This is a genomic window from Maribacter hydrothermalis, assembly GCF_001913155.1.
Taxonomy (GTDB): Bacteria; Bacteroidota; Bacteroidia; order Flavobacteriales; family Flavobacteriaceae; genus Maribacter; species Maribacter hydrothermalis.
Genome location: NZ_CP018760.1, coordinates 3037572 through 3060868 on the forward strand (window position 1 = coordinate 3037572; position 23297 = coordinate 3060868).

Annotated in this window: 25 protein-coding genes; 14 read left to right on the forward strand and 11 right to left on the reverse strand. The window is 33.6% G+C overall.

What is annotated here, in order from left to right; genetic code table 11:
- Positions 1–100 precede the first annotated feature (100 nt).
- Positions 101–1123, reverse strand: a complete 1023-nt coding sequence (locus tag BTR34_RS13010) for a glutamine synthetase beta-grasp domain-containing protein (protein ID WP_068486105.1) — start codon at positions 1121–1123, stop codon at positions 101–103.
- Between the two features lie 186 nt (positions 1124–1309).
- On the opposite strand from BTR34_RS13010, the gene BTR34_RS13015 reads away from it, so the two are divergent.
- The 6 genes from BTR34_RS13015 to pyrF all read left to right on the forward strand — a co-directional run bounded on the left by BTR34_RS13015 (position 1310) and on the right by pyrF (position 8354).
- Positions 1310–3496: a glutamine synthetase III family protein gene (locus BTR34_RS13015; protein ID WP_068486107.1), complete on the forward strand. Its 2187-nt coding sequence runs from the start codon at positions 1310–1312 to the stop codon at positions 3494–3496.
- A gap of 93 nt (positions 3497–3589) precedes the next feature.
- Positions 3590–4768, forward strand: a complete 1179-nt coding sequence (locus tag BTR34_RS13020; protein WP_068486109.1) for an AIR synthase related protein — start codon at positions 3590–3592, stop codon at positions 4766–4768.
- 51 nt (positions 4769–4819) lie between these two features.
- A complete protein-coding gene (locus BTR34_RS13025) occupies positions 4820–5263 on the forward strand; it encodes a QcrA and Rieske domain-containing protein (RefSeq protein WP_068486111.1) in 444 nt (147 codons plus the stop codon).
- Positions 5264–5386: 123 nt separating this feature from the next.
- Entirely contained in the window at positions 5387–6340 is a 954-nt protein-coding gene (locus tag BTR34_RS13030) for an FAD:protein FMN transferase (protein WP_082960216.1), read from the forward strand.
- Positions 6341–6452: 112 nt separating this feature from the next.
- The gene (prfA, locus tag BTR34_RS13035; protein ID WP_068486115.1) at positions 6453–7529 is read left to right on the forward strand and encodes a peptide chain release factor 1; all 1077 of its coding nucleotides are present in this window, start codon (positions 6453–6455) and stop codon (positions 7527–7529) included.
- 3 nt (positions 7530–7532) lie between these two features.
- On the forward strand, positions 7533–8354 hold the full coding sequence (gene pyrF / locus BTR34_RS13040; RefSeq protein ID WP_068486116.1) for an orotidine-5'-phosphate decarboxylase: 822 nt from the start codon (positions 7533–7535) through the stop codon (positions 8352–8354).
- On the opposite strand, the gene BTR34_RS13045 is transcribed toward pyrF, so the two are convergent.
- Positions 8346–8537: a hypothetical protein gene (locus BTR34_RS13045; RefSeq protein ID WP_068486118.1), complete on the reverse strand. Its 192-nt coding sequence runs from the start codon at positions 8535–8537 to the stop codon at positions 8346–8348. The two genes, pyrF and BTR34_RS13045, sit on opposite strands and share 9 nt — an antisense overlap.
- 218 nt (positions 8538–8755) lie before the next feature.
- Between BTR34_RS13045 and BTR34_RS13050 the strand changes: the two genes are divergently transcribed.
- Entirely contained in the window at positions 8756–9529 is a 774-nt protein-coding gene (locus tag BTR34_RS13050) for an alpha/beta fold hydrolase (RefSeq protein ID WP_068486120.1), read from the forward strand.
- Between the two features lie 207 nt (positions 9530–9736).
- Here the strand turns inward: BTR34_RS13050 and BTR34_RS13055 are convergent, their stop codons facing one another.
- From BTR34_RS13055 to BTR34_RS13065, 3 genes are all read right to left on the reverse strand, one after another.
- Positions 9737–10441, reverse strand: coding sequence for a DUF4197 domain-containing protein (locus tag BTR34_RS13055; protein ID WP_394333940.1), 705 nt, complete (start codon positions 10439–10441; stop codon positions 9737–9739).
- A 41-nt stretch (positions 10442–10482) separates the two neighbouring features.
- Complete coding sequence (gene purU, locus BTR34_RS13060; RefSeq protein ID WP_068486124.1) at positions 10483–11334, reverse strand: formyltetrahydrofolate deformylase; 852 nt, start codon at positions 11332–11334, stop codon at positions 10483–10485.
- An 86-nt stretch (positions 11335–11420) separates the two neighbouring features.
- Positions 11421–11810 carry a hypothetical protein gene (locus tag BTR34_RS13065; RefSeq protein WP_068486126.1) on the reverse strand — a complete coding sequence of 130 codons (390 nt, stop codon included), beginning with the start codon at positions 11808–11810 and terminating at the stop codon, positions 11421–11423.
- Positions 11811–11929: 119 nt separating this feature from the next.
- Between BTR34_RS13065 and BTR34_RS13070 the strand changes: the two genes are divergently transcribed.
- Positions 11930–12379: an Lrp/AsnC family transcriptional regulator gene (locus BTR34_RS13070; protein WP_068486127.1), complete on the forward strand. Its 450-nt coding sequence runs from the start codon at positions 11930–11932 to the stop codon at positions 12377–12379.
- A gap of 117 nt (positions 12380–12496) precedes the next feature.
- Positions 12497–13909: a hypothetical protein gene (locus BTR34_RS13075; RefSeq protein ID WP_068486129.1), complete on the forward strand. Its 1413-nt coding sequence runs from the start codon at positions 12497–12499 to the stop codon at positions 13907–13909.
- Here the strand turns inward: BTR34_RS13075 and BTR34_RS13080 are convergent.
- Complete coding sequence (locus tag BTR34_RS13080) at positions 13896–14639, reverse strand: DJ-1/PfpI family protein (protein WP_068486131.1); 744 nt, start codon at positions 14637–14639, stop codon at positions 13896–13898. The genes BTR34_RS13075 and BTR34_RS13080 overlap by 14 nt on opposite strands.
- Positions 14640–14726: 87 nt before the next feature.
- Here BTR34_RS13080 and BTR34_RS13085 point away from each other — a divergent pair, with 87 nt between their 5' ends.
- Positions 14727–15371, forward strand: coding sequence for a DUF1684 domain-containing protein (locus tag BTR34_RS13085; RefSeq protein WP_068486133.1), 645 nt, complete (start codon positions 14727–14729; stop codon positions 15369–15371).
- A gap of 77 nt (positions 15372–15448) precedes the next feature.
- Here BTR34_RS13085 and BTR34_RS13090 read toward each other — a convergent pair whose 3' ends face one another.
- The 4 genes from BTR34_RS13090 to crcB all read right to left on the reverse strand — a co-directional run bounded on the left by BTR34_RS13090 (position 15449) and on the right by crcB (position 18894).
- A complete protein-coding gene (locus BTR34_RS13090) occupies positions 15449–16513 on the reverse strand; it encodes a porin (RefSeq protein WP_068486135.1) in 1065 nt (354 codons plus the stop codon).
- 105 nt (positions 16514–16618) lie between these two features.
- Positions 16619–17857: an ammonium transporter gene (locus tag BTR34_RS13095; protein ID WP_068486137.1), complete on the reverse strand. Its 1239-nt coding sequence runs from the start codon at positions 17855–17857 to the stop codon at positions 16619–16621.
- Positions 17858–17886: 29 nt separating this feature from the next.
- Entirely contained in the window at positions 17887–18225 is a 339-nt protein-coding gene (locus BTR34_RS13100; protein WP_068486139.1) for a P-II family nitrogen regulator, read from the reverse strand.
- Between the two features lie 297 nt (positions 18226–18522).
- The gene (crcB, locus tag BTR34_RS13105; protein WP_068486141.1) at positions 18523–18894 is read right to left on the reverse strand and encodes a fluoride efflux transporter CrcB; all 372 of its coding nucleotides are present in this window, start codon (positions 18892–18894) and stop codon (positions 18523–18525) included.
- Between the two features lie 549 nt (positions 18895–19443).
- Here crcB and BTR34_RS13115 point away from each other — a divergent pair.
- Complete coding sequence (locus BTR34_RS13115; protein WP_068486145.1) at positions 19444–19830, forward strand: pyrophosphohydrolase domain-containing protein; 387 nt, start codon at positions 19444–19446, stop codon at positions 19828–19830.
- 23 nt (positions 19831–19853) lie between these two features.
- On the opposite strand, the gene BTR34_RS13120 is transcribed toward BTR34_RS13115, so the two are convergent.
- Positions 19854–20924, reverse strand: a complete 1071-nt coding sequence (locus BTR34_RS13120; RefSeq protein WP_068486147.1) for a branched-chain amino acid aminotransferase — start codon at positions 20922–20924, stop codon at positions 19854–19856.
- Between the two features lie 108 nt (positions 20925–21032).
- Between BTR34_RS13120 and BTR34_RS13125 the strand changes: the two genes are divergently transcribed.
- From BTR34_RS13125 to BTR34_RS13135, 3 genes are all read left to right on the forward strand, one after another.
- A complete protein-coding gene (locus BTR34_RS13125) occupies positions 21033–21530 on the forward strand; it encodes a DUF4920 domain-containing protein (RefSeq protein ID WP_068486149.1) in 498 nt (165 codons plus the stop codon).
- 1 nt (position 21531) lies between these two features.
- Positions 21532–22194: a tRNA (5-methylaminomethyl-2-thiouridine)(34)-methyltransferase MnmD gene (mnmD, locus tag BTR34_RS13130; protein WP_068486151.1), complete on the forward strand. Its 663-nt coding sequence runs from the start codon at positions 21532–21534 to the stop codon at positions 22192–22194.
- A 122-nt stretch (positions 22195–22316) separates the two neighbouring features.
- The gene (locus BTR34_RS13135; RefSeq protein WP_068486152.1) at positions 22317–23282 is read left to right on the forward strand and encodes a TIGR01777 family oxidoreductase; all 966 of its coding nucleotides are present in this window, start codon (positions 22317–22319) and stop codon (positions 23280–23282) included.
- Positions 23283–23297 lie beyond the last annotated feature (15 nt).

Genomic DNA, 23297 nt, shown 5'->3' on the forward strand with positions numbered 1-23297 from the left:
TTACGAGAAAAATACTCTATTATCCAGTTTTATTCACTAAATAAAAAACGCCCTGAACAAGTTCAAGGCGTTTTTAATATAATCAACAATTAATGTGGTATTATATTTTTGCAGTTTTTACAGTTTTGATAATTCTTGCTGCAATTTTGTATGGGTCACCGTTAGATGCTGGTCTTCTATCTTCTAACCATCCTTTGTATCCTTTTTCAACAGCAATTAATGGAATACGAATAGATGCACCTCTATCTGAAATACCCCAAGAGAAGTCATTTATAGATGCAGTTTCATGTAATCCCGTTAATCTTTGGTCGTTAAATTCACCATAAACAGCAATGTGTTCTTTTACAAATGGTCTAAAAGATTCACAAATTGCAGCATAAACATCTTTGCTACCACTTGTTCTTAAAGCAGTGTTAGAGAAGTTTGCATGCATACCTGATCCATTCCAATCCATATCCTTACCTAATGGTTTTGGGTGGTATTCAATATAGTAACCATATTTTTCGGTTAATCTGTCAAGAAGGTATCTTGCTACCCATATTTCATCACCTGCTTTTTTGGCACCTTTAGCAAATAATTGAAATTCCCATTGCCCAGAAGCAACTTCTTGGTTAATTCCCTCAAAGTTTAAACCTGCATCAATACATAGATCAGCATGCTCTTCCACTAAATCCCTTCCATGAGTATGTAGACCACCAACTGAACAGTAATACATACCTTGTGGTGCAGGGTATCCTCCAATAGGGAAACCTAATGGCATTTGAGTTTTGGTATCCATGATAAAATACTCTTGCTCAAAACCAAACCAGAAATCTTCATCCTCATCATCGATTGTTGCTCTTCCGTTAGAAACGTGTGGCGTTCCATCTGCATTCATTACTTCAGTCATAACTAAATAACCGTTGATCCTGTCTGGATCTGGATAAATTGCTACAGGCACTAATAAACAATCAGAAGCGCCACCTGAAGCTTGTCTGGTAGACGATCCGTCAAAAGACCAATTGCCTAACTCTTCTATAGTCCCTTTGAAATTTTCATGCTCTTCAACTTTCGTTTTACTACGCATGTTTTGTGTTGGAAAGTATCCATCTAACCAGATGTATTCTAATTTAATTTTGGCCATAATATGTTCGTTATTTTTTAATAAAAGACAAGCAAAAATATGTTTTTTATCATTCCGTATGAATTTTTAAGGGGTTAAATCTCAAAAAATTCGATAAATTGTATTGTACCCCTATTTTTTATCGGGTATTTTGTCATATTTATATTTATAGGTCGTAATTTTGTCAAATTAATAAAGTGTTTATATATGGAATCATCAAGATTTGAAGCAATTAGAGAAAGTCAACGAAGAAATAGTATTGCAATTGAAGAGAAAGGAAGGCGGTCAGAGCTTTTTGGAATAAATGTTTTCAACGAAAACAAAATGTTGCAATATCTTACCAAAGATGCTTTAGAAAGCTTAAAAGGTGCTATGGTTTCTGGATCTAAAATTGATAGGAAAATTGCAGATCAAGTAGCAGAGGCAATTAAAGGTTGGGCAATTACAATGGGAGCAACCCATTATACGCATTGGTTTCAGCCTTTAACAGGGTCTACAGCAGAAAAGCATGATGCGTTTTTTGACCTATTACCGGACGGTACCGCTTTAGAAAAATTCGGCGGTGGACAGCTAGTTCAGCAAGAGCCAGATGCCTCAAGTTTTCCAAGTGGAGGTATTCGAAATACGTTTGAAGCTAGGGGTTATACCGCATGGGACCCTTCTTCGCCGGCATTTATATACGGTACTACCTTATGTATACCTACTATTTTTGTCTCATATACTGGTGAGGCACTAGATAATAAAGCGCCACTATTAAGGGCATTAAGTGCCGTAGATGAGGCTGCCACGGCTGTTGCAAAATATTTTGATAAGAATGTTAGTAAGGTAAATGCAACCCTAGGTTGGGAACAAGAATATTTTTTAATAGATAAAGCACTGGCTCATTCTAGACCAGATATTATGATGACGGGCAGAACTTTGGTTGGTGAAATACCAGCAAAAGGCCAACAATTAGATGATCATTATTTCGGAGTAATTCCAAGCCGCGTGCTTAGTTTTATGAGCGATTTGGAAAAAGAATGTACCAAATTGGGAATACCTGTAAAAACAAGACATAATGAAGTGGCACCGAATCAATTTGAGCTTGCCCCTGTTTTTGAAGAGGCGAATTTGGCTATTGACCATAACCTTCTATTAATGGATGTTATGGATAAAATGGCAGATAAGCATCATTTTACAGTGTTATTTCATGAAAAGCCTTTTGCAGGGATAAATGGATCTGGTAAACATAATAACTGGTCTTTATCAACAGATACTGGAGTTAATTTATTGAGTCCGGGTTCTACACCAATGAAAAATCTACAGTTCTTAACCTTTTTTATAAATACGATAAAAGCAGTTGACACCTATGAGGAATTATTGCGCTCATCAATAGCATCGGCAGGTAATGATCATCGTTTAGGCGCCAATGAAGCCCCGCCTGCAATATTTTCCATATTTATTGGTACTCAGTTAAGTAGCGTATTGGACGAATTAGAAGGTGTGTCCAAAGGAAAATTATCTCCTGAAGAGAAAACGGAGCTAAAATTAAATGTCGTCGGTAAAATTCCTGAAATATTAATGGATAATACAGATCGCAATAGAACATCGCCATTTGCATTTACTGGTAATAAATTTGAGATGAGAGGGGTAGGGGCAAAAACAAATTGTGCCAAACCCATGACAATTTTAAATACTATAGTAGCTAAACAGCTAAAAGAATTTAAAAAAGAGGTCGATGTCTTAATCGATAAAAAAAGTTTAAAGAAAGATGAAGCTGTTTTTAATGTACTAAGAGAATATATTAAAACATCTAAGCGTATTCGTTTTGATGGTGACGGGTATAGTGCTGAATGGGAAACCGAAGCAAAACGTAGAAAGCTTAGTAATAACAAAAATACACCAGAAGCTCTTAATGTATTAACTTCTAAAGAAAGTATTGCGCTATTTCATTCTATGAAAGTAATGAGTGAAGTGGAGGTTAGTGCACGGCAGGAGGTAGATTTGGAGAATTATATATTGCATCTGCAAATAGAAGGCAGGGTCTATAATGAGTTAGTCTATGGTTATATTATGCCAGCTGCGATAGCCTACCAAAATACATTGATAAAGAACGTTGCCGGTTTAAAAGAAATCTATGGCGCCGCTCATAAAAAATTCTCCGAAGGGCAACTAACTATGATTGAGGAAATTGCAGAGCACATTGTAGGGATTAAAAAAATGGTCGATGCCATGGTAGATTCTCGTAAGAAAGCAAATGCATTAAAAGACACTAAAAAGAAAGCCGAAGCCTATTGTAATAATGTAAAACCATATTTTTCTGAAATTAGACTGCATAGCGATAAACTTGAAAAGCTAATGGATAATCAATTATGGCCGTTAACCAAGTACAGGGAATTGTTATTTATTAAGTAACGGAACATTTCATTTAGTAAGAAAGTAAGAATATTAATAGGTATAGAGGGTGCAGTTTTAATGATTCTCTTATTTTTGCCTCAAAATTAAGTTATGTCCACATCAAGTAGTGAAAGGTATCAGCAAAGAGGGGTTTCTGCTTCTAAAGAAGATGTTCACAATGCTATAAAAAATATAGATAAAGGTCTTTTTCCTAAGGCATTTTGTAAAATAGTACCAGACTACCTAACGGGAGATAAAGACTATTGCTTGGTAATGCATGCAGATGGTGCTGGCACAAAATCGTCATTGGCGTATATGTATTGGAAAGAAACCGGAGATATTTCGGTTTGGAAAGGTATTGCACAAGATGCTTTGATAATGAATATCGATGATTTAATTTGTGTTGGTGCTACAGATAATATTATGCTTTCTTCCACTATTGGTAGAAATAAAAATAAGATTCCCGGTGAAGTGCTTTCGGCTATCATAAATGGTACAGAAGAGCTCATAAAAGATTTGGGCGAGTTTGGTATTACTATACATACTACTGGAGGTGAAACTGCCGATGTGGGCGATTTGGTGAGAACTATAATTGTAGATTCTACAGTTACGGCTCGCTTAAAAAGAAACGATGTTATTGATAATGCCAATATAAAAGCGGGTGATGTAATTGTGGGATTAGAATCTTTTGGTCAAGCAAACTATGAAAAAGAGTATAATGGCGGTATGGGAAGTAACGGACTTACCTCTGCCCGGCACGACGTATTTTCAAGTTACTTAGCAGACAAATATCCAGAGAGTTATGATGCTGAAGTTCCTAAAGATTTAGTGTACTCGGGGAAGGTAAAATTAACGGATAAAGTTGATGATTCTCCTATAGATGCTGGTAAATTAGTGCTTTCACCAACAAGAACGTATGCGCCTATCGTTAAAAAAATACTTTCTAAATATAAAGCAAAAGATATTCATGGTATGATCCATTGTAGTGGAGGAGCCCAAACAAAAATTTTACATTTTATAGATGAGCTTCATGTGGTGAAAGATAATTTGTTTGAGGTGCCACCACTTTTTAAATTGATACAAGAACAGTCCGGAACAGATTGGAAAGAGATGTATAAAGTTTTTAATTGTGGACATCGATTAGAGTTTTATTTATCCCAAGAAATTGCAAATGACATTATTGAAATAGCCGAAAGTTTTGGGGTAAAGGCGCAAATAATAGGTAGAGTAGAAGCATCGGTTTCTAAAAAACTAACAATTTCGAGCGAGTACGGAACCTTTACGTATTAGCACATACGAATAGTTTAAAAGTATCGTTCTTGATTATATACCTATTTTGCTATGGAAAGAAAGAAATTTTTACGAACCCTAGGGGCGGGTGCAGCCTTTGCTATAACTTTTCCATGTTTGGGAAGTTGCTCTAAAGACAACGAGCCAGATGGGGAGATCGTAACACCGCCAACAAATGTAGATTTTACAATAGATCTTAATTCCCCTGAAGCTGCAAAACTGGCAAACAATGGTGGATTTATCTTAAAAAACCTAGTAGTAGTAGTTAAAAATCTAGAAGGAGAATTTGTAGCCGCAACCCAAATTTGTAGTCATGAGCAATATGATCAAGTTCGTTTTGTAAATCAAGATGGTGGCATATTCTACTGTGATGTTCATGGCTCTCGATTTTCTCAAAACGGTACTCCGTTAAATGAAATTCCGAATAGTACTTCAAAAGCGTTAAAAATTTATAATACCTCTTTAGAAGGTTCCATATTAAGGGTATTCGAATAATGCGTACTTCACTTTATATAAATTACACCTATGTACCAATCTAATACATCATTCTTTAGATAATAGTTCAGCGCTAAATAGAGCAGATAAGTGAAGCAAATTTTCCTTTTTATCCTTTGCCTTATGACCTTTATCGTTTTTGGTCAGGAGAAAAAGTATGTAACCGTGAAAAAGACCTTTGAGGTTATGGGCGGTAAATTTGATATCACTGTAGTGTCATTAGATGAAGAGCTTGGCTATATTTATATACAGGAGGCTTTAATTGAAGTTCAGCGAATAGAAAAATTAATTTCTTCGTGGGATGATGCTTCTGAAACAAGTTTAATAAACAAAAATGCAGGTATAAAGCCAGTAAAAGTCAGTTGGGAACTTTACAAACTAATAGAAAGGTCTATTCAAATTTCAGAAATTACCAATGGTGCATTTGATATTACATATACGGCATTAGAAGATATATGGAAATTTGATGGGTCAATGCATTCTATGCCCTCCAATACAGAAGTTAAAGCTGTCGCGGATAGAGTAGGGTACAAGAATATTGTTTTAAACAGTAAAGATCAAACCGTGTTTTTGAATAAAAAAGATATGCGTATTTCTTTTGGTGGTATAGGAAAAGGGTTTGCGGCCGATAAGGCAAAAGCATTATTGGTGTCGAAAGAAGTAAAAGCAGGAATCATAAATATTGGAGGCGATATTACTACTTGGGGTACAAAAACTACTGGAGACAAGTGGCTTATTGGTATAGTAAATCCTGAGAGTAAAGGTTTAGTGTCTTCTTGGTTGCCCATATTAGAATCTTCGGTGGCAACTTCTGGGGGCGATGCGGATTATATGATCGTGAACGATAAAAAATATACTCATGTGTTAAACCCTAAAACGGGTTATCCCGCTACAGGTATTATAAGTGTGTCGGTTTTCGCAAAAAGTGCTGAACTTTCAGATGCCTTGGCTACTTCCATTTTTGTTATGGGTCTAAACTCGGGTATTGCACTAATAAATCAATTAGGAGATACCGAAGTGATAATAGTTGATGAAAACAACAAAATGCATAAAAGTAATGGCATTATTCTAAATTAAATAATTAGTCAAGCTGTATTCTTCATAAAATAATATTTAAGAGTAACCAACATTATCCCTTTAATACGTCTGTAAATTTATCGTAAATTTGCGCTACAAGTGAAGTAAGCATATGATAGACAAGTTAAACATCGTAAAACAACGTTTTGATGAGGTTTCAGACCTTATAATTCAACCAGATATTATTACAGATCAAGAACGTTATGTTAAACTCACAAAAGAGTATAAGGATCTAAAAAATTTAATGGATAAGCGCTCAGAATACTTAGAGCTTACCAACAATATAGCTGAAGCAGAGGAAATTATTGCAGATGGTAGCGATGCAGAAATGCTTGAAATGGCAAAAATGCAATTGGAGGAAGCAAAAGGTGGCTTGCCTAAACTAGAGGAAGAAATAAAATTAATGTTGATTCCGAAAGACCCAGAAGATGCTAAGGATGTTGTTGTTGAAATTCGTGCAGGAACCGGTGGTGACGAAGCAAGTATTTTTGCAGGAGATTTGTTTAGAATGTACACTAAGTATTGTGAATCTAAAGGATGGAAAACCAATGTTATAGACCTTAGTGAGGGTACTAGTGGAGGTTACAAAGAAATACAGTTTGAAGTTTCAGGAACCGATGTTTACGGTACATTAAAGTTTGAAGCAGGTGTGCACCGAGTTCAACGAGTTCCGCAAACTGAAACGCAAGGTAGAGTACATACCAGTGCCGCAACAGTGATGGTATTGCCCGAAGCTGAGGATTTTGACGTTCAAATAGATCCCAAAGATGTTCGTATAGATTTTTTCTGTTCATCTGGTCCGGGTGGTCAATCGGTAAACACGACATATTCAGCGGTTCGTTTAACTCACTTGCCTACGGGATTAGTGGCGCAATGTCAAGATCAAAAATCGCAGCATAAGAACAAGGATAAAGCTTTTAGGGTATTACGTTCTCGTTTGTATGATATGGAATTGGCTAAAAAACAAGAGGAAGATGCAGCAAAGCGAAATTCTCAAGTTAGTAGTGGTGACCGTTCTGCAAAAATTAGAACGTATAATTACCCACAGGGTAGAGTAACGGATCACCGTATTGGACTTACTTTATACGACTTGTCCAATATAATCGATGGTGACGTGCAAAGAATAATTGATGAATTAAGCTTTGTGGAAAATACGGAAAAATTGAGGGAGGCCTCAGAGATTTTTTAATTTATGACTACTCAAGAGTTAGTTGCCCAAATTCATAAAAAACAATCATTTCTATGTATAGGTCTTGATACCGATTTAGAAAAGATTCCGGCATTTTTATTGGAGGAAGAAGATCCCATTTTTTCGTTTAATAAAGGTATAATTGATGCTACTCATCATCTTTGTGTGGCATATAAGCCTAATATTGCCTTTTATGAAGCTTATGGCGTTAAAGGGTGGTCTTCACTTAGAAAAACTATTGAATATTTAAATGACAACTATCCTGAAATTTTTACGATAGCTGATGCAAAAAGGGGCGATATAGGTAATACATCTACCAGATACGCAAAGGCCTTTTTTGAAGATCTTAATTTTGATTCAATAACAATTGCGCCATATATGGGTAGAGATTCTGTTGAGCCTTTTCTAGAATTTAAAAATAAACATACTATTCTTCTTGCACTAACATCTAATAATGGTGCGTTTGATTTTCAAACAAAAATAACCGATGGACAAGAATTATATAAAGAGGTCTTGTCGGTTTCTACCACATACAAAGGATCTGAAAATTTAATGTATGTAGTTGGAGCGACAAAGGCGGAATACCTTAAGGAAATAAGGAATATAGTGCCTAATAGTTTCTTGCTAGTACCCGGTGTGGGCGCTCAAGGTGGCAGTTTAGAAGACGTTTGTACTTACGGTATAACTAAAGACATAGGTCTTTTAATAAATTCTTCACGCGGAATAATCTATGCGTCAAACCAAAAAGATTACGCAGAAGTTGCTGAACTAAAAGCTAGAGAATTACAGGTAGCGATGGCTAAAGAAATTTTAAAATTAAACTAAACCTTCTAGGGTTTTTTTAATTTTTTGAGCTTTTTTCTCGAAAAATTCTCCTAATTGATTGTTAGATTGTAAGTTGCTAGCCTTATCAAGAAAATTCTCATATTGATATTCCAACATTGTTATAATATCTGCATTTGCGGCTATTGGTGTTACTGATCCTACTCTGCAATATTGCTTGTTCATAATAATAGATTTAAGTTCTTACAAATATACGTTCAGTTTGCATTTTTGGATGTTACCCTATTCAGTCGTTCACCTAATTATCAGGTAATTTGTCTTTTTTTTAACAAATACCCAGCGAAAATCATAAAAGTTAGTGGATGTATGGCGTTATAATAAGATGCTTAAACCTTATTTGAAAAAGAATTGATACATTGACATAATCTAAAGAATAATTTAAATTGCTACACTATATAACATATAAGCATAAAACATCTACCGTGTGGGTTACTTTTATACATGGTGCGGGTGGTAGTTCTTCAATTTGGTTTAAACAAATTAGAGAGTTTAAAAAGCATTTTAATGTATTGCTTTTAGATTTAAGAGGCCATGGTAATTCAAAGCCGAATCTTAAAAATGTATTTGACGAAAAATATACGTTTGATGTTATTACAAATGATATTGTTGAGGTAATTGACTTTGAAAACATTAAGAAATCACATTTTGTAGGTATTTCCTTAGGCACTATTTTAATTAGAAATTTAGCGGAAAACTATCCTGATCGAGTGGAAAGTATGGTAATGGGCGGAGCCATAATGAAATTAAACCTTAGGTCTCAAATTTTAATGAAACTTGGGGTTGTTTTTAAAACTATTATACCTTATTTATGGTTGTATAAGTTTTTTGCATTCATTATTATGCCTAATAAAAACCATAAAGAATCGCGTTCACTTTTTGTTAGGGAGGCAAAGAAACTGTATCAGAAAGAGTTTATTAGGTGGTTTAAACTTACGTCAGAGATTAATCCGTTATTGCGGTTTTTTAGATCTGCGGATATCAATATACCTACACTGTATGTAATGGGAGAAGAAGATTATTTATTTTTACCTAGTATTAAGAAAATTGTGAAGTTTCATAAGAATTCTGAACTCTTGGTTGTGGAAAATTGTGGTCATGTTGTTAATGTGGAGCAGCCAAAATTCTTTAATGAAAATGTGATTAATTATTTGTCTTAGAATAGTAAAGTTTTACTTTTATTAATTACCTAAAATTTAAAGTTTAAAAGAGTTTCTATAAAAATAAAAACCGGTGCTCCCACCGGTTTTTTACTAACTAACTCAAAAAATAACTAACTCAAAAAATTGAAAATGAATACTTTAATAAGTGTTCTCTTTCTTTTTTAACGTGTTATTTTTTAAGTTATTGTTTCAATTGATAAAAATCTATTTTTTATCTTGAAGTGCAAATACTTTCTTAAGTACATCGGTTGTTCTTGAGGAAAATTTTGTTCTTATTTCTTCTTCTTCAATAGCTATCATTTTGTAAACACCAGAAAGGGCTTCGCCAGTAACATAATCTGTCAAGTCTGGATTTACATTGTTTGTGAGCGGTATTGCGTTATATTTTGTTATTATAGTATTCCAAATTTGATCCGCACCAACTTTATTAAATGAAGATTTAATAATAGGATTAAATTTTTCATACAAAGCTGCATTCGTCTTTGTTTCTAAAAAAGTGGTTGCTGCATTATTCTTTCCTAACAGAATGTTTTTTGCATCGGTAAAAGACATTTCCTTAATGGCGTTTACAAAAATTGGAGTAGCTTCAGATACTGCATCTTCAGCTGCTCTATTTAAAACTTTTAAACCTTCATCAGCTAAGTTTCCTAAACCAATATCTCGTAAAGTTTTGTCTACTTTTTGTAATTCTTCTGGCATTAGAATTTTAACTAATTCATTTTTATAAAATCCATCGGTCTTAGTTAATTTGCTTACTTGTTTTTCAATACCCTGGTCTAGGGCTTCTTTTAATCCATTTGCAATGGCTTCATTACTTAAGCCCGTGCTCGTAGACTCGGGTAATTGGTTTACTACTTGTTGTAATTCTTGGCAAGACATTACGAGTAACATGCCAATAACTAAGCTCATTTTTTTTATCATAGTATAAAATTTAAAGGGTCATAAATAGGTTACGAGAAAATAACAGTTTTATTATTGTAGACCATAGTTTTTCGGGCAATATGAAGTTTTACGCCTCTAGAAAGGACTATTTTTTCTAAATCTCTACCCTTTGTAATAAAATCTTCAATTGAGTGCGAATGTGTTACTGTCGTGACATCTTGTTCAATTATAGGGCCAGCATCTAATTCTTCAGTAACATAATGGCATGTTGCCCCTATTATCTTAACCCCTCTTTTAAAAGCTGCATGGTATGGTTTGGCGCCAGCAAATGCAGGTAAAAAAGAGTGATGAATGTTTAGTATTTTATTGGGGAATTTGCTAATTAGATTGCCACTAACAATTTGCATATATCTTGCAAGTACAATAAAATCTATTTCATATGTATTAAGAAGTTTCAGTTGCTCTTTTTCAGCTTCTATTTTATTTGTTTTATTAAAAGGTATATGAAAAAATGGAATTTCGAATTGGTCTGCTATATGCTTTAGGTCTATATGATTACTTAATATAAAGGGTATTTTAACCGCAAGTTCGCCCGAGTTGTACCTACTTAATAAATCATATAAGCAATGGTTGTACTTAGAAACAAATAAGGCCATTTTTGGTAATTTGTCATCCGTATGTAAACTCCATTCCATTTTATATATGGAAGCTAACTCCTTTTGAAACAATGATTTAAAAGATTCTAAATCAGAAAAGGTATCAGAGAATTCAATAACCATACGCATAAAAAATACATTGGCCGGTTTATCAACATGCTGATCTAGATAAACAATATTACCCTTGTTTTTATGGATAAAAGCGGTAACAGAACTTATAATACCCCCTTGGTCTGGGCAATGAACTAAAATGGTAGTTTTCAATAGTGTAAATATTAAGCCACCAAAAATAGGCGATAATTTTTAGATTAGTAGCTTATATAACTATATAATAGGGTATTTAATAAAGACTATAAGTGTTCAGATTTCCACGCTTTATACGATTTTCTAAAGCTTTTTATTTCTGTTCGCAGTAAATTAATATATTCAGTTTCTTTTACGCCATCTTTTTCTAAACCCATACAGTATGAGTTTATATTTCGTATTATTATGTTGATAAACGAAATGGTTTCTAATCGCTCATTATTACAATTCGAGTATTCTACTTGGGCAATTTTTTGAGGAATTAAAATAGAATCGGTTAAAATGGAATTGGCCATAATGTCTCTAAGACTTTTTGATTCGTAAAGTCTCATAAGGTCTTTATTAAAAGATACATAAGACGCAATCTCCCTGCTCATGGTGCAAAGCTCTAGCGCTTTTCTGTAAATGGGTAAATTTTTTAAACTACGATAAGCCATATTGTGCGTTACTATTGGGACTATATAAAATTACGTTAGTTATCTCATTATTTTCTATTGATTTTAAATGTATTTTGTAAATTTACTTTAGTTACGTTAATTTTTAAATACATATACTTTTGAATCCAAAGATAGATGAGCTTAATTGGAAAATACTGAAACAGTTACATAATAATGCACGAGAATCTTTTGCAAATATTGGTCGTGCTGTTGGCCTCACAGCTCCTGCAGTAGCAGAACGTGTAAAGAAAATGGAGGATTTAGGAATAATTAAAGGTTATAAAGTATCCGTATCTCATGCACTTACCGGTCATCAGCTGAAAGCAATAATAACATTGAGAGCTTTTATGGGGAAACTAAAACCTTTTTTGGCCGTAGTTCTTACATTAGATGAAGTTATAAATTGTTATAGGATTACTGGAAATGAAAATATTGTTATGGAGGTGGTTTTAAAGGATCAATTTCATCTGGAGAAGTTTATTGATCAACTAATACAATATGGAGAAACTAGAACGCATATTGTGCTGTCGCAAGTTATTTCTAATGCCCCAATGCATAAAATAAAATAAATTTATAATGTGCTGAAACGTTGCGGTTGTCTTGTTTCATTTTGGGATTGCCTATAAAATGTATAGTAATTAAAATGATATTTCATTTTTGGCTAGATTTTTGATGAAAAAAATATAATGAAAAAAATACTATTCCTTGCTTTTGCCTTATTATCGTGCTCTGGGTTTTCTCAAGAAGTGAGACTTTTAAAAGGAGCAATTACGGAGAATATAGCAGTAAATGATTCACTAAAAGAAACATATTCACTCTATTTGCCTTCAACCTTTAAATTGGGGCAACCTTTGCCCGTAATTTTTGTGTTTGATTTAAAGGGCAATGGAAAGGCTTCTGTTTCTATGTTAATGCAAGCGGCCGAAAAAGAAAATTATATATTGGCAAGTTCAGATAATGTTAATGATTCGCTTTCAATTTCTGCTAATGTTTTAATAGCCAACAGAATGTTTAATGCGGTAATAAATACGGTGCCAATTGCTAAAAATAGGACGTATACCGCTGGCTTTGGCAGTGGGGCTATGTTTGCATCTGTTTTGCCAACTTTTATAAAGGAGATTAAAGGTGTTGTTTCAATTGGTGCATCTGTAGGCAATGTAGAGATTTTAAGTTCTAAGCAAACATTTCAATTTGTAGGTATTGTTAGTCGATTGGATTACAACTTTAGAAGTATGCTTACTACACGTGCTTATTTAAATAAATTAAAATTTATTAATCAATTGTTGGTTTTTGACAATGATCGCATTTTGCCGGATACTGAAACTATTGCAAACGCATTTAGAATGCTAACCTTAACAAGTATGGCAAAAGGTGATGTTTTACGCAATGATAGTTTAATAACTGATTCTTATACTAAGTTTTTAACAAATGCAAATAGCTTTGTTTCTAATGACAAACCTATTTTGGCAACATATCAAATGTTAGATATAGAGAAGATTTTTAATCCCTTAATTGATATAGATTCTCTTAAAACGTCTCAGAAGTCTTTGCGAAGAAGTATGGCCTATAGAAGAGCAAACAGAAGTCAGAATAGCTACTTTTTAAAAGAAGATTTTTTAAAAGAGGATTATAGTTATTATTTAGAAGAAGATATCTTATCATATAATTATGCCAACTTAGGGTGGTGGAAATTTCAGATGGAAGATTTAGCTAAACTAGATAAAAGCACGGTGTTGTTTGAACGCCAAATGTCCAGTAGATTAAGAGGCTATATAAACGCATTGATTTCAGATAATATTGATTTTATTGAAGCAGATAAACAAGTTGATTTAGAGGCTTTGAATTTATTGTATATGATTAAAACTATTACTGCACCTTTAGATTTTTCGCCGTATCTAAAGGTGATTTCTACAAGTGCCCAAATGGAAGATTATGGGACTGCACTATTTTATTTAGAGGAGCTTTTGAAAAATGGATATACCAATAAAAATGAGCTTTATGAATTAGAGCATACGGCTTTGTTTCGTATAACACCAGAATTTAACGAACTTGTGGAAAAGTATTTAAAAAAGGCTCGCTACGATATTATTGAACAGTAAGGTGAGGAACTTGCTCTAAATTCCAATCTATGACTAATCCTTTAGCTAACGATTTGGCAATCTCTTCTCCATAAAGAATTTCGCATAAGTAAAGGGCGGCTTCAAAGCTTTTAGCGCCACCAGCAGAGGTAATATATTTTTCATCATGAACAAATAACACATTATCTTTAATATCAAGATTTGGGAACATTTTTCTGTAATTTTCAACATCACTAGGAAAAGTTGTAGATGCAACAGAATCTAGTATTCCCGATTTTGCCAAAGGAAAAGCGCCATCGCAATGGCTGGTCATATACAAAGCGTTTTCGTCAGTGGTTTTAATGAAATTGATCATTAACTCATCTGTTAAGTCCTTACCCATTGAATGCTCTGCACTGGGAACTACTAAAATATCAATTTTAGGTAAATCATCTTTTGTATAATCATAATCCGGTAAAATACGAACACCTTCAAAGGTAGTGATCGGGTCTAGTGTATTTGCAACCGTAAATGTATTCATTGCCTTAATGCCTTTTCTAAATTTAGTATGTTGAAAAATATCAAAAGGTGCGGTAAATTCTGTATTGTAAGTGCCGTCCATAATTAAAAAAGCTACATTGTAACTTTCGGGGTTTAGCTCTGGGATAACTCTAGTACCCTTTTTTGCTATTTTTATATTAGAGGATGAATTTTTCTGATTACAGCTTAAAAAAATAAATGAAATGAGAAGTAAAAAGGGTATAAATTTCATATGATATTATATCTGGTTCTAAAGTACAATTATATGTAAAATAAATGCAGTGAATAAATTGTATTTTTGAAGGGTAAACGAAGAAGAATGAAAGTATTTATTGCGGTTTTGGTTTTTAGTGTATTTATTTCATGCGGACAAGAAAAGAAATATCATGACTCAAAAAATGATATTAAGGCAAGTGTGGTTTCGGATAAATTGGCAGATATTTTATTGTTTCAAGAAGAATTGAATGCGGAATTCAAGAATCCCGAAACTTCACCTTTAGCAGATAGATTTCGGGCAGATTTTGAAACCTTGGATTTTTTTAAGCCTGATACCAATTATGTGATAGTCGCAGAATTTGTTCGAACTCCTGATGCTTTACCGTTTTCTATGCCAACTACTACTGAAAGGGAATCTACAGAGGTGCTTTATGGAATAGCTAAATTTACATTGAACGGAAAACAACAACAACTAGAAATTTACCAAACCCCTGAATTAATTACACAAGAAAAATACAAAGATTACTTGTTTTTACCTTTTACGGATGATACCAATGGAGAGGAAACATACGGTGGCGGACGTTATTTAGATTTAAGAATACCTAAAGGGAACACCATAATTTTAGATTTTAATAAGGCATATAACCCATATTGCGCATATAACAAGAAGTTTAGCTGTCCGTTAGTGCCGGCCATAAATAATTTAAATACTGAGATTAGGGTAGGTGTAAAGGCGTTTAAGTATTGAATATTGAAATAAAAAAACTCGGTATTAAATACCGAGTTTTAAAACTTAAACTATAAAATCAACAATTATTTTTTTGCTTAGAAAGAGTAGACTGCTGCAAGAACAAATGATGAAAGACTACTCATAGCTTCTCCGTCACCGTTTACAAATGTAGTATCTTCAGATGTGCTGTCTAGTCTTAATTCTGGCTTAATAATTAAGTTGCCAATTGTAGCACTTCCTGTAAGGGTTACGGCAAAAACACTAGCATCACCTTCAGCATCAACAGCGCCTATAGCACCAAATAAATCAGTTTCAGCAAAATATTCACCTCTTAGTCCTATGGTGAAATTTTCAGAAGTTGCTAATTGCGGGTAAACTGCCACACCTGCAAAACTTCCGATACCGTCTTCTTCGTCTCCACTAAAATAGGCAGCATTTAGACCTAAGAAGAAGTCATCCGATAAGTCAAATCCACCAGTGTAATCTATTTCAAAAGAACCATTGTCCAATAATAAGTTTGCATATTGACCACTATATCCAAGTTGAACGCCATACGTATATTGTCCAGTTGGATTGAACTCGGTTAAATCTGTAGGGTTCATTACCGCTAACATTAGGCTAAAGTCATCAGATAAGGCAAAATCTGCTTTTAGACCAGTGTGTGAGAATGGACCATATGAGAACAAATAAGATGTACTATAATTAAAATTAGCTGCTGGTGAAATAACTTCATAACCTAAGAATGTATTGAAATTACCAAAAGTTAAGGTGACCTTGTCACTTATATCCCAATACACATATAGTTGATTTACAATATCACCTGTTGCTGAATACATTGGAGATGCAAAAATTGCATCTGTACCTCTAGGACCAAAAACTAAATCTGCAACGAAACCTACTTTTTCGCCTTCATATCCAGCTATAACATTTGCCATACCCAAGGAGAAACCAGGTAAATTGGCAAATGAACTACCAGGGGCTTGAGCGTCAATACCATTTCCTGCACTTAAGTTTGCTCTGTAATATGCATCAATAGATCCGCTGATAGAGAATTTTTTTTCTTCAACTTCTTCTTGAGCAATTATTCCTGAAATAACAAAAAGCATTAATGTAGTGGTAAAGATATTTTTTACGTATTTTGTAATTATAATCGTTTTCATAAATTTTGTTTTTAATTCCCGTTTGGGATTAATTAATTTGAGAGAATAAATTTGTAGAATGGTTATGAAACGGAGCGTTCTGCAAAACGCTCCGTATTTTTTTATTTAGTGATCGTTCATTCTAAAGTCGGCATAAGCATCCATGCCGTGCTCATGAATATCCAAACCTTCAATTTCTTCCTCTTTTGAAACCCTAAGGCCTATTGTTGCTTTTAAGGTTCCTAGGATGATCCCAGAAGTTATTATGCAAAATCCACCGACAATTAGTACGCCATATAATTGGGTCATGAATTGAGCACCACTAGCCAGGTTTCCAAAAATACCTACAGCTAAAGTTCCCCAAATTCCACAAATTAAATGTACAGCTACAGCACCTACAGGGTCATCTAATTTAATTTTGTCCACTAAAGCTACCCCACCTACTATTATAGCTCCGGCAATAAAACCAATAACAACAGCTTCGTTCGGTGACATTAAATCTGCACCGGCGGTAATACCCACTAATCCACCTAGTATACCGTTGAGGAACATTGTTAAATCAAGATTCTTATGTAATATGGTAGAAGTGATCATGGCCCCGAACCCGCCTGCAGCAGCTGCTAAACTTGTGGTAACCAATACTAATGAAGTTAATTCTGGATCTGCAGATAATACTGACCCACCATTGAAACCGAACCATCCTAACCATAATATTAGTACGCCAGCGGTTGCCATTGGTATACTGTGGCCCGGTATTGCGTTTGGTTTACCTTCTTTGCCAAATTTCCCAATTCTTGAGCCTAATAAGAATATAGCTACTATGGCGGCCCATCCGCCTACAGAGTGTACTAATGTTGAACCTGCAAAATCATAGAATCCCCATGAGTCTAAAAATCCGCCACCCCATTTCCACGCACCAACAATAGGATAAACTATACCCACATATACTACTGTGAAAATCATGAAAGAACCAATTTTCATGCGCTCTGCTACAGCTCCAGATACAATTGTTGCTGCGGTGGCCGCAAACATTCCTTGAAAAAGAAAATCTGTCCACCAGGTATAACCGCCATCTGCATATTCAGCCGTCATTCCGCCTTCAGGAGCTGCAATTCCGAATCCTGCAAATTTTAATAGTCCCATATCGCCATCTTCAAATCCTGGGTACATTAAATTAAAGCCAAAAGCATAATATAGAAGTAAGCCTCCTGTTATAATAAAGATGTTTTTAAATAAGATATTGATTGTATTTTTTTGTCTTGTAAGTCCTATTTCTAGAAAAGCAAAACCTGTGTGCATGAAAAATACCAATGCGGTAGCTACCATCATCCATACGTTATTTACTGTAAATAATCCTACGTCCATTTTTTTAATTTTTTAATTTGTGAATTGGTTTAGTTGATTCCCGCTAGGCCTTTTTCTTTTGTTCTAATTCTATAGGCCTCTTGTATGTCGGAAACAAAAATTTTACCGTCACCTACATTACCAGAATATGCGGACTCAAGAATAGAATTCACTGTTCTTTCAAGAAAGTCATCTGATACTACTATTGATAGGTATCTACGTTGAATATCTGTTGTGCTATAAGAAATACCACGATACACATGACCTTGCTTTTCATTTCCTACTCCTGTTACATCCCAATAACTAAAGAAATTAACCTCAATTTTGTGTAATGCCTCTTTGACATCGTCAAACTTCGATTTTCTGATAATTGCCTCGATTTTTTTCATTTAATTAAGTTTTTGATATAGCCAAATATATGTTAAAATAAATATACCCCTATTTATTTAGGGGTTAATTGAATATTATTATCATTATAATAATTTATACCCTATAAATTTATGGGTATATATATTTATTTTGATGTATTTTAAAGAAAGTGAAGGGCTAGAGTGTAGGGTATTGTCCAATCTCGAACGTAATCATCAGAAAATTGAATTTTTAAATGATGATTGGGAGATAGAATCGCTAATACCTAAAGCATTAAGTATCTTGAAAAATGTAAAAAATGAATGTGAGCGTAGTTATTAGAGCGTTTTACTAATCCATAATCCTAATGAAATGGCGAAAATGCCTATAATAACACTTAGGCCCATGTAAAGAGACGTGGATAGTATTGATGTTTCTTTTAGTAGCATGTTGCTTTCTAAGGCGAATGTAGAAAATGTGGTAAAGCCTCCGCAAAATCCGGTAGCTAATAATAAAGTTTGATTTTCGGTAATGTAATTATACTTTAAAGTTAGGCCAATAAGAAGTCCTATTAAAATACAACCTATGATGTTTACTAGAAATGTACCTAAATAAAAATTAGAATAATACGAATTTAGGTTCTTTGAAATCCAATATCTTAAGATACTGCCAAAACCTCCTCCTAAGAATACAAGTAAAAATTGCTTCATACCTTATAAAGGTATAAACTAAACTGCTTTCTTGTAGCTAGAGGTTAGTAAATCTAATGGATAGATTGTTGAAATGTTTTCGTTAGATAATTTTTGAGAAGTTGTTTTCGATTTTTGGGAAACACTTAACAAGTTAACTGCCAACATTGCAATATTAACCACTATTAAAACTAAGAAAATTGTAAGAAATGTCATCATAATTATTCGCCCCTTATAGATGAATAACGCAAAATTACGTTATTTGGTATATTATACGTGCAAAATTGCTGTTTTGTTGTTAAGGACTTAAATTTTTTGGTGTAGGTAAAAATTTAACTAATCTTTAAGAAAGTATTTAATACACAGTAAAAAAATAATGAATAATGCAAAGAAAATCCCAATCCATTTAACACCTTTGAAATTCTTTTGATGTAATTTGAAATCTTTTTTATAGGAAATTATAATAATTACGGCAAAAGCGATTGCAAATACTATGGTAAAAATGATTTGTCCGGAGCTAAACATATTTCCTATTTTTACGCAAAGCTAACGGAAAACGATATAAAAAAGATGAAAAATAAAATCAAAGCGGTAAAGAAATTTCATAATTCATTTGGTCTAGGTGTTTCAGAAGAAATGGTTGCCGATTTGGGTGAAGCTAAAAATAATTTGCGTTTTAACCTTATGGATGAAGAAAACAAAGAGTATTTGGAAGCTGCTAAAAATAATGATCTTGTTGAAGTAGCTGATGCACTAGGCGATATGTTGTACATATTATGCGGTACTATTCTAGAGCACGGAATGCAATATAAAATAGAAGAAGTATTTAATGAAATTCAACGTAGTAATATGAGTAAGCTAGGTGCCAATGGTAAACCTATTTATAGGGAAGATGGTAAAGTTTTAAAAGGGCCAAATTATTTTAAACCCAATATTGAAATGATATTAGATAAATAAAAAAAAGGGCGAACGCCCTTTTTTTATACTTTAACTTTATACCTCCATCCAAATTTGTCTTCAGATTTATTGTATTGAATATCTGTAATAATCTTTTTTAGACGTTGATTAAAACTGTTTTCTATTTCTGGCAAGTCATAATCAGTTTCTCTAAAACCAAAACTAGATATTGGTGAAATAACCGCAGCGGTCCCAGCACCGAACATTTCTTTTAATGAACCATTTTCAGCTGCCTCAATTACTTCTTTTACGGTTATCTTTCTTACTTCCGTTTTAATACCTTGATCCTTGGCAATTTCTAAAATACTTTTGCGTGTTATACCATCAAGTATGCGATCACTAGTAGGGCCTGTAATAAGGGTGTCGTTTATTCTAATGAAAATATTCATGGCGCCAGCTTCTTCAATAAATTCATGGGTGCTGTCATCGGTCCAAATTACTTGGTTGTATCCTTTAGCAACTGCTAACTGTGTAGGGTAAAATTGCCCAGCATAATTACCGCCAGTCTTAGCAAAACCAACACCGCCATTCGCAGATCTAGAATACTTTTCTTCTATCAATACTTTTACCTTTCCAGAAAAATAAGCTCCAGATGGTGCACAGGCTATAATAAATTTATACTCATTTGCAGGTGATGCATGAAATCCGTTTCCAGATGCAAACATAAATGGTCTTATGTACAATGAACTTCCTTCTTTGGTAGGTATAAATTCTTTGTCTAATTGTAATAATGTTGTAAGACTATTCATAAAGTATTCTTCAGGAATTTGTGGAATACACATTCTTTCTGCAGATATATTAAGCCGTTTAAAGTTATCTAGAGGTCTAAATAAATAAATATCGTTGTCTTTGTCTTTATATGCCTTCATACCTTCAAAAATAGATTGTCCATAATGAAAAATCTTAGATGATGGATCAAGGGTTATTGGCTGATATGGCATTATAGTCGGAGTTTCCCATTCACCATTTTTAAACGTGCAGACAACCATATGATCAGTGAAAACTGACCCAAATGCTAGATTATCAAAATCTACTTGATCAATTTTTGATGTCTTAACTTTTTCTACAATGATATTTTTAGTTTCAATACTCATAAAACATATAACTTTAGTTGAATAAAATTAAACAAATATCACTACTAGTTCTTCTTTTTTAGATTTAAAATGACCAGTTTTGTAACTAATTTATCATTTTTGAGATTTATGAAAGGATTTAACATTTTACTTGTGTTTTTATTGGGATTGTTATCCTGCCAAAGTCAGGAACAAAACAAAATAGTATCATCTACTGTTCAAGATTCTGGGATGTTTTATGGAGAGGAATTTAAATTAAATACTGTTGAACAAGAAAGTGAAATTTGGAAAAAATATGCTACAATGGCTATCCAGGATTCGGTTAAAATGCAATTTAAGACCATTGTAAAAGAAGTTTGCAAAGTAAAAGGTTGTTGGATGGTTGTTGAACTTCCTCAAGGGGAGCAGGCCATGGTACGGTTTAAAGATTATGCATTTTTTATGCCATCAGATATTCCAGGGAAAGAGGTGATATTAAATGGTTTAGCTTTTGTTGAAGAAATGACTGTTAATGATCAAAGGCATTATGCAAAAGATGCTAATAAATCTGATGAAGATATTGCTAAAATCACTACCCCAAAAAGGACATTTAGTTTTGAGGCTTCCGGAGTATTAGTACCAAATTAAGTTGGAAAGAGAAATAATTACCACGGCAGATGGCTCTAAAACCATCCAAATTAAAGACTGGCAAGAACAATACCATTCTAAGCATGGCGCCATACAAGAGGCTTATCATGTTTTTATAGATTCAGGATTAAACTTATTTAAAAACCGAGAGTTAGCTGTTCTTGAAATTGGCTTAGGAACTGGTTTAAATGCGTTTATTACCTTAATTGAAGCATTAAAGCGGAATTTAACGATTAACTATATTGGTGTTGAGGCTTTCCCAGTTTCTAATGACGAGCTTTCGCAATTAAATTATTTAGAAGAATTGAATGCGGTTTCTCTAAAAAATGAGTTCAATTTAATACATAACGCTCCTTGGGAAGAGCAGATTGAGATAAGTGCAGATTTTAAAATTCAAAAAGAAAAGAAATTTTTTAAAGAAATTGATATAATCAATTCAATAGACCTTATTTATTTTGATGCATTTGGCGCTCGGGTTCAACCAGAATTGTGGACCGTAGAAATATTCAGTATAATGTTCGCCGCATTAAAATCTGGCGGCTATTTAGTTACCTATGCAGCTAAGGGAAGTGTTAGGCGTGCCATGTTAGAAGTTGGTTTTCTCGTGGAAAAATTACCTGGACCTCCAGGTAAAAGAGAAATGTTAAGAGCTAGAAAAGCTTAAAACTTCATCTTGTTTTTATATTAATAAAATTTTAAGACCTTGTAAGTCAATAAGTTTGGCCGTAATGTTAAATCCAAATTAAAATATACATCAAGAATAATCAAAAGCAATACCTTTAAACTATGAAAGTATTGATAACAGGTGCAACAGGTTTAGTAGGTAGTGAGTTAGTATCTCAATGCCATGAAAGAGGATATGCAGTCAACTACTTAACGACTAGTAAAAGTAAAATTGTTTCGGAGGAAAACTATCAAGGTTATTTTTGGGATGTAGCCACAAAAGAGATTGATCTTGAGTGTTTTAAAGATGTTTCGGTAATTATAAATTTGGCAGGTTCAAGTATTTCCAAACGATGGACAAATGAGTATAAAAAAGAAATTTTAAGTAGTAGAATAGATTCATTGGATCTACTAAAGGAATCTCTTTTAAAAATAGAAAATAAAACTGTAAAATCTATAGTTTCTGCTTCCGCAATTGGTGTTTACCCAGATTCACTTAGTAATTATTATACTGAAAACGTAACTAATGTTGATGATAGTTTTTTAGGGAAAGTAGTTTCTTTATGGGAGAATAAAGTCAATGAATTTGAAGAATTAGGACTTGCAGTAGCTAAAGTGCGTATAGGTTTAGTGCTATCTGGTTCTGGGGGTGCCTTGCCAGAAATGGCAAAGCCTATCAACTATTATGTCGGTTCAGCCTTTGGTTCTGGTGAACAATGGCAGTCATGGATACATGTTTTTGACATAGCTGGTATATTTCTTCATATTGCAACATTACATCTCGAAGGAACTTTTAATGGGGTTGCTCCTAATCCTGTAACAAATAATAAACTGGTTAAGGAAATTGCCAAAGCATTAGATCAACCGTTATTACTGCCAAATATTCCTAAGTTTTTAATGCGCACAATTCTTGGGGATATGTCTTATATTTTATTTGCGAGTCAAAGGGTTAGCAGTAAAAAAATAGAGGAAGAAGGTTATATTTTTAAGTATACTAATATATGCCAAGCCCTTGCGGATATATATGATAGAGATACACCATGCAACAGCACTAGAAACAAAACAGCAAAAGAGTTTGTTTCATTATAGAATTTGAGAATTATT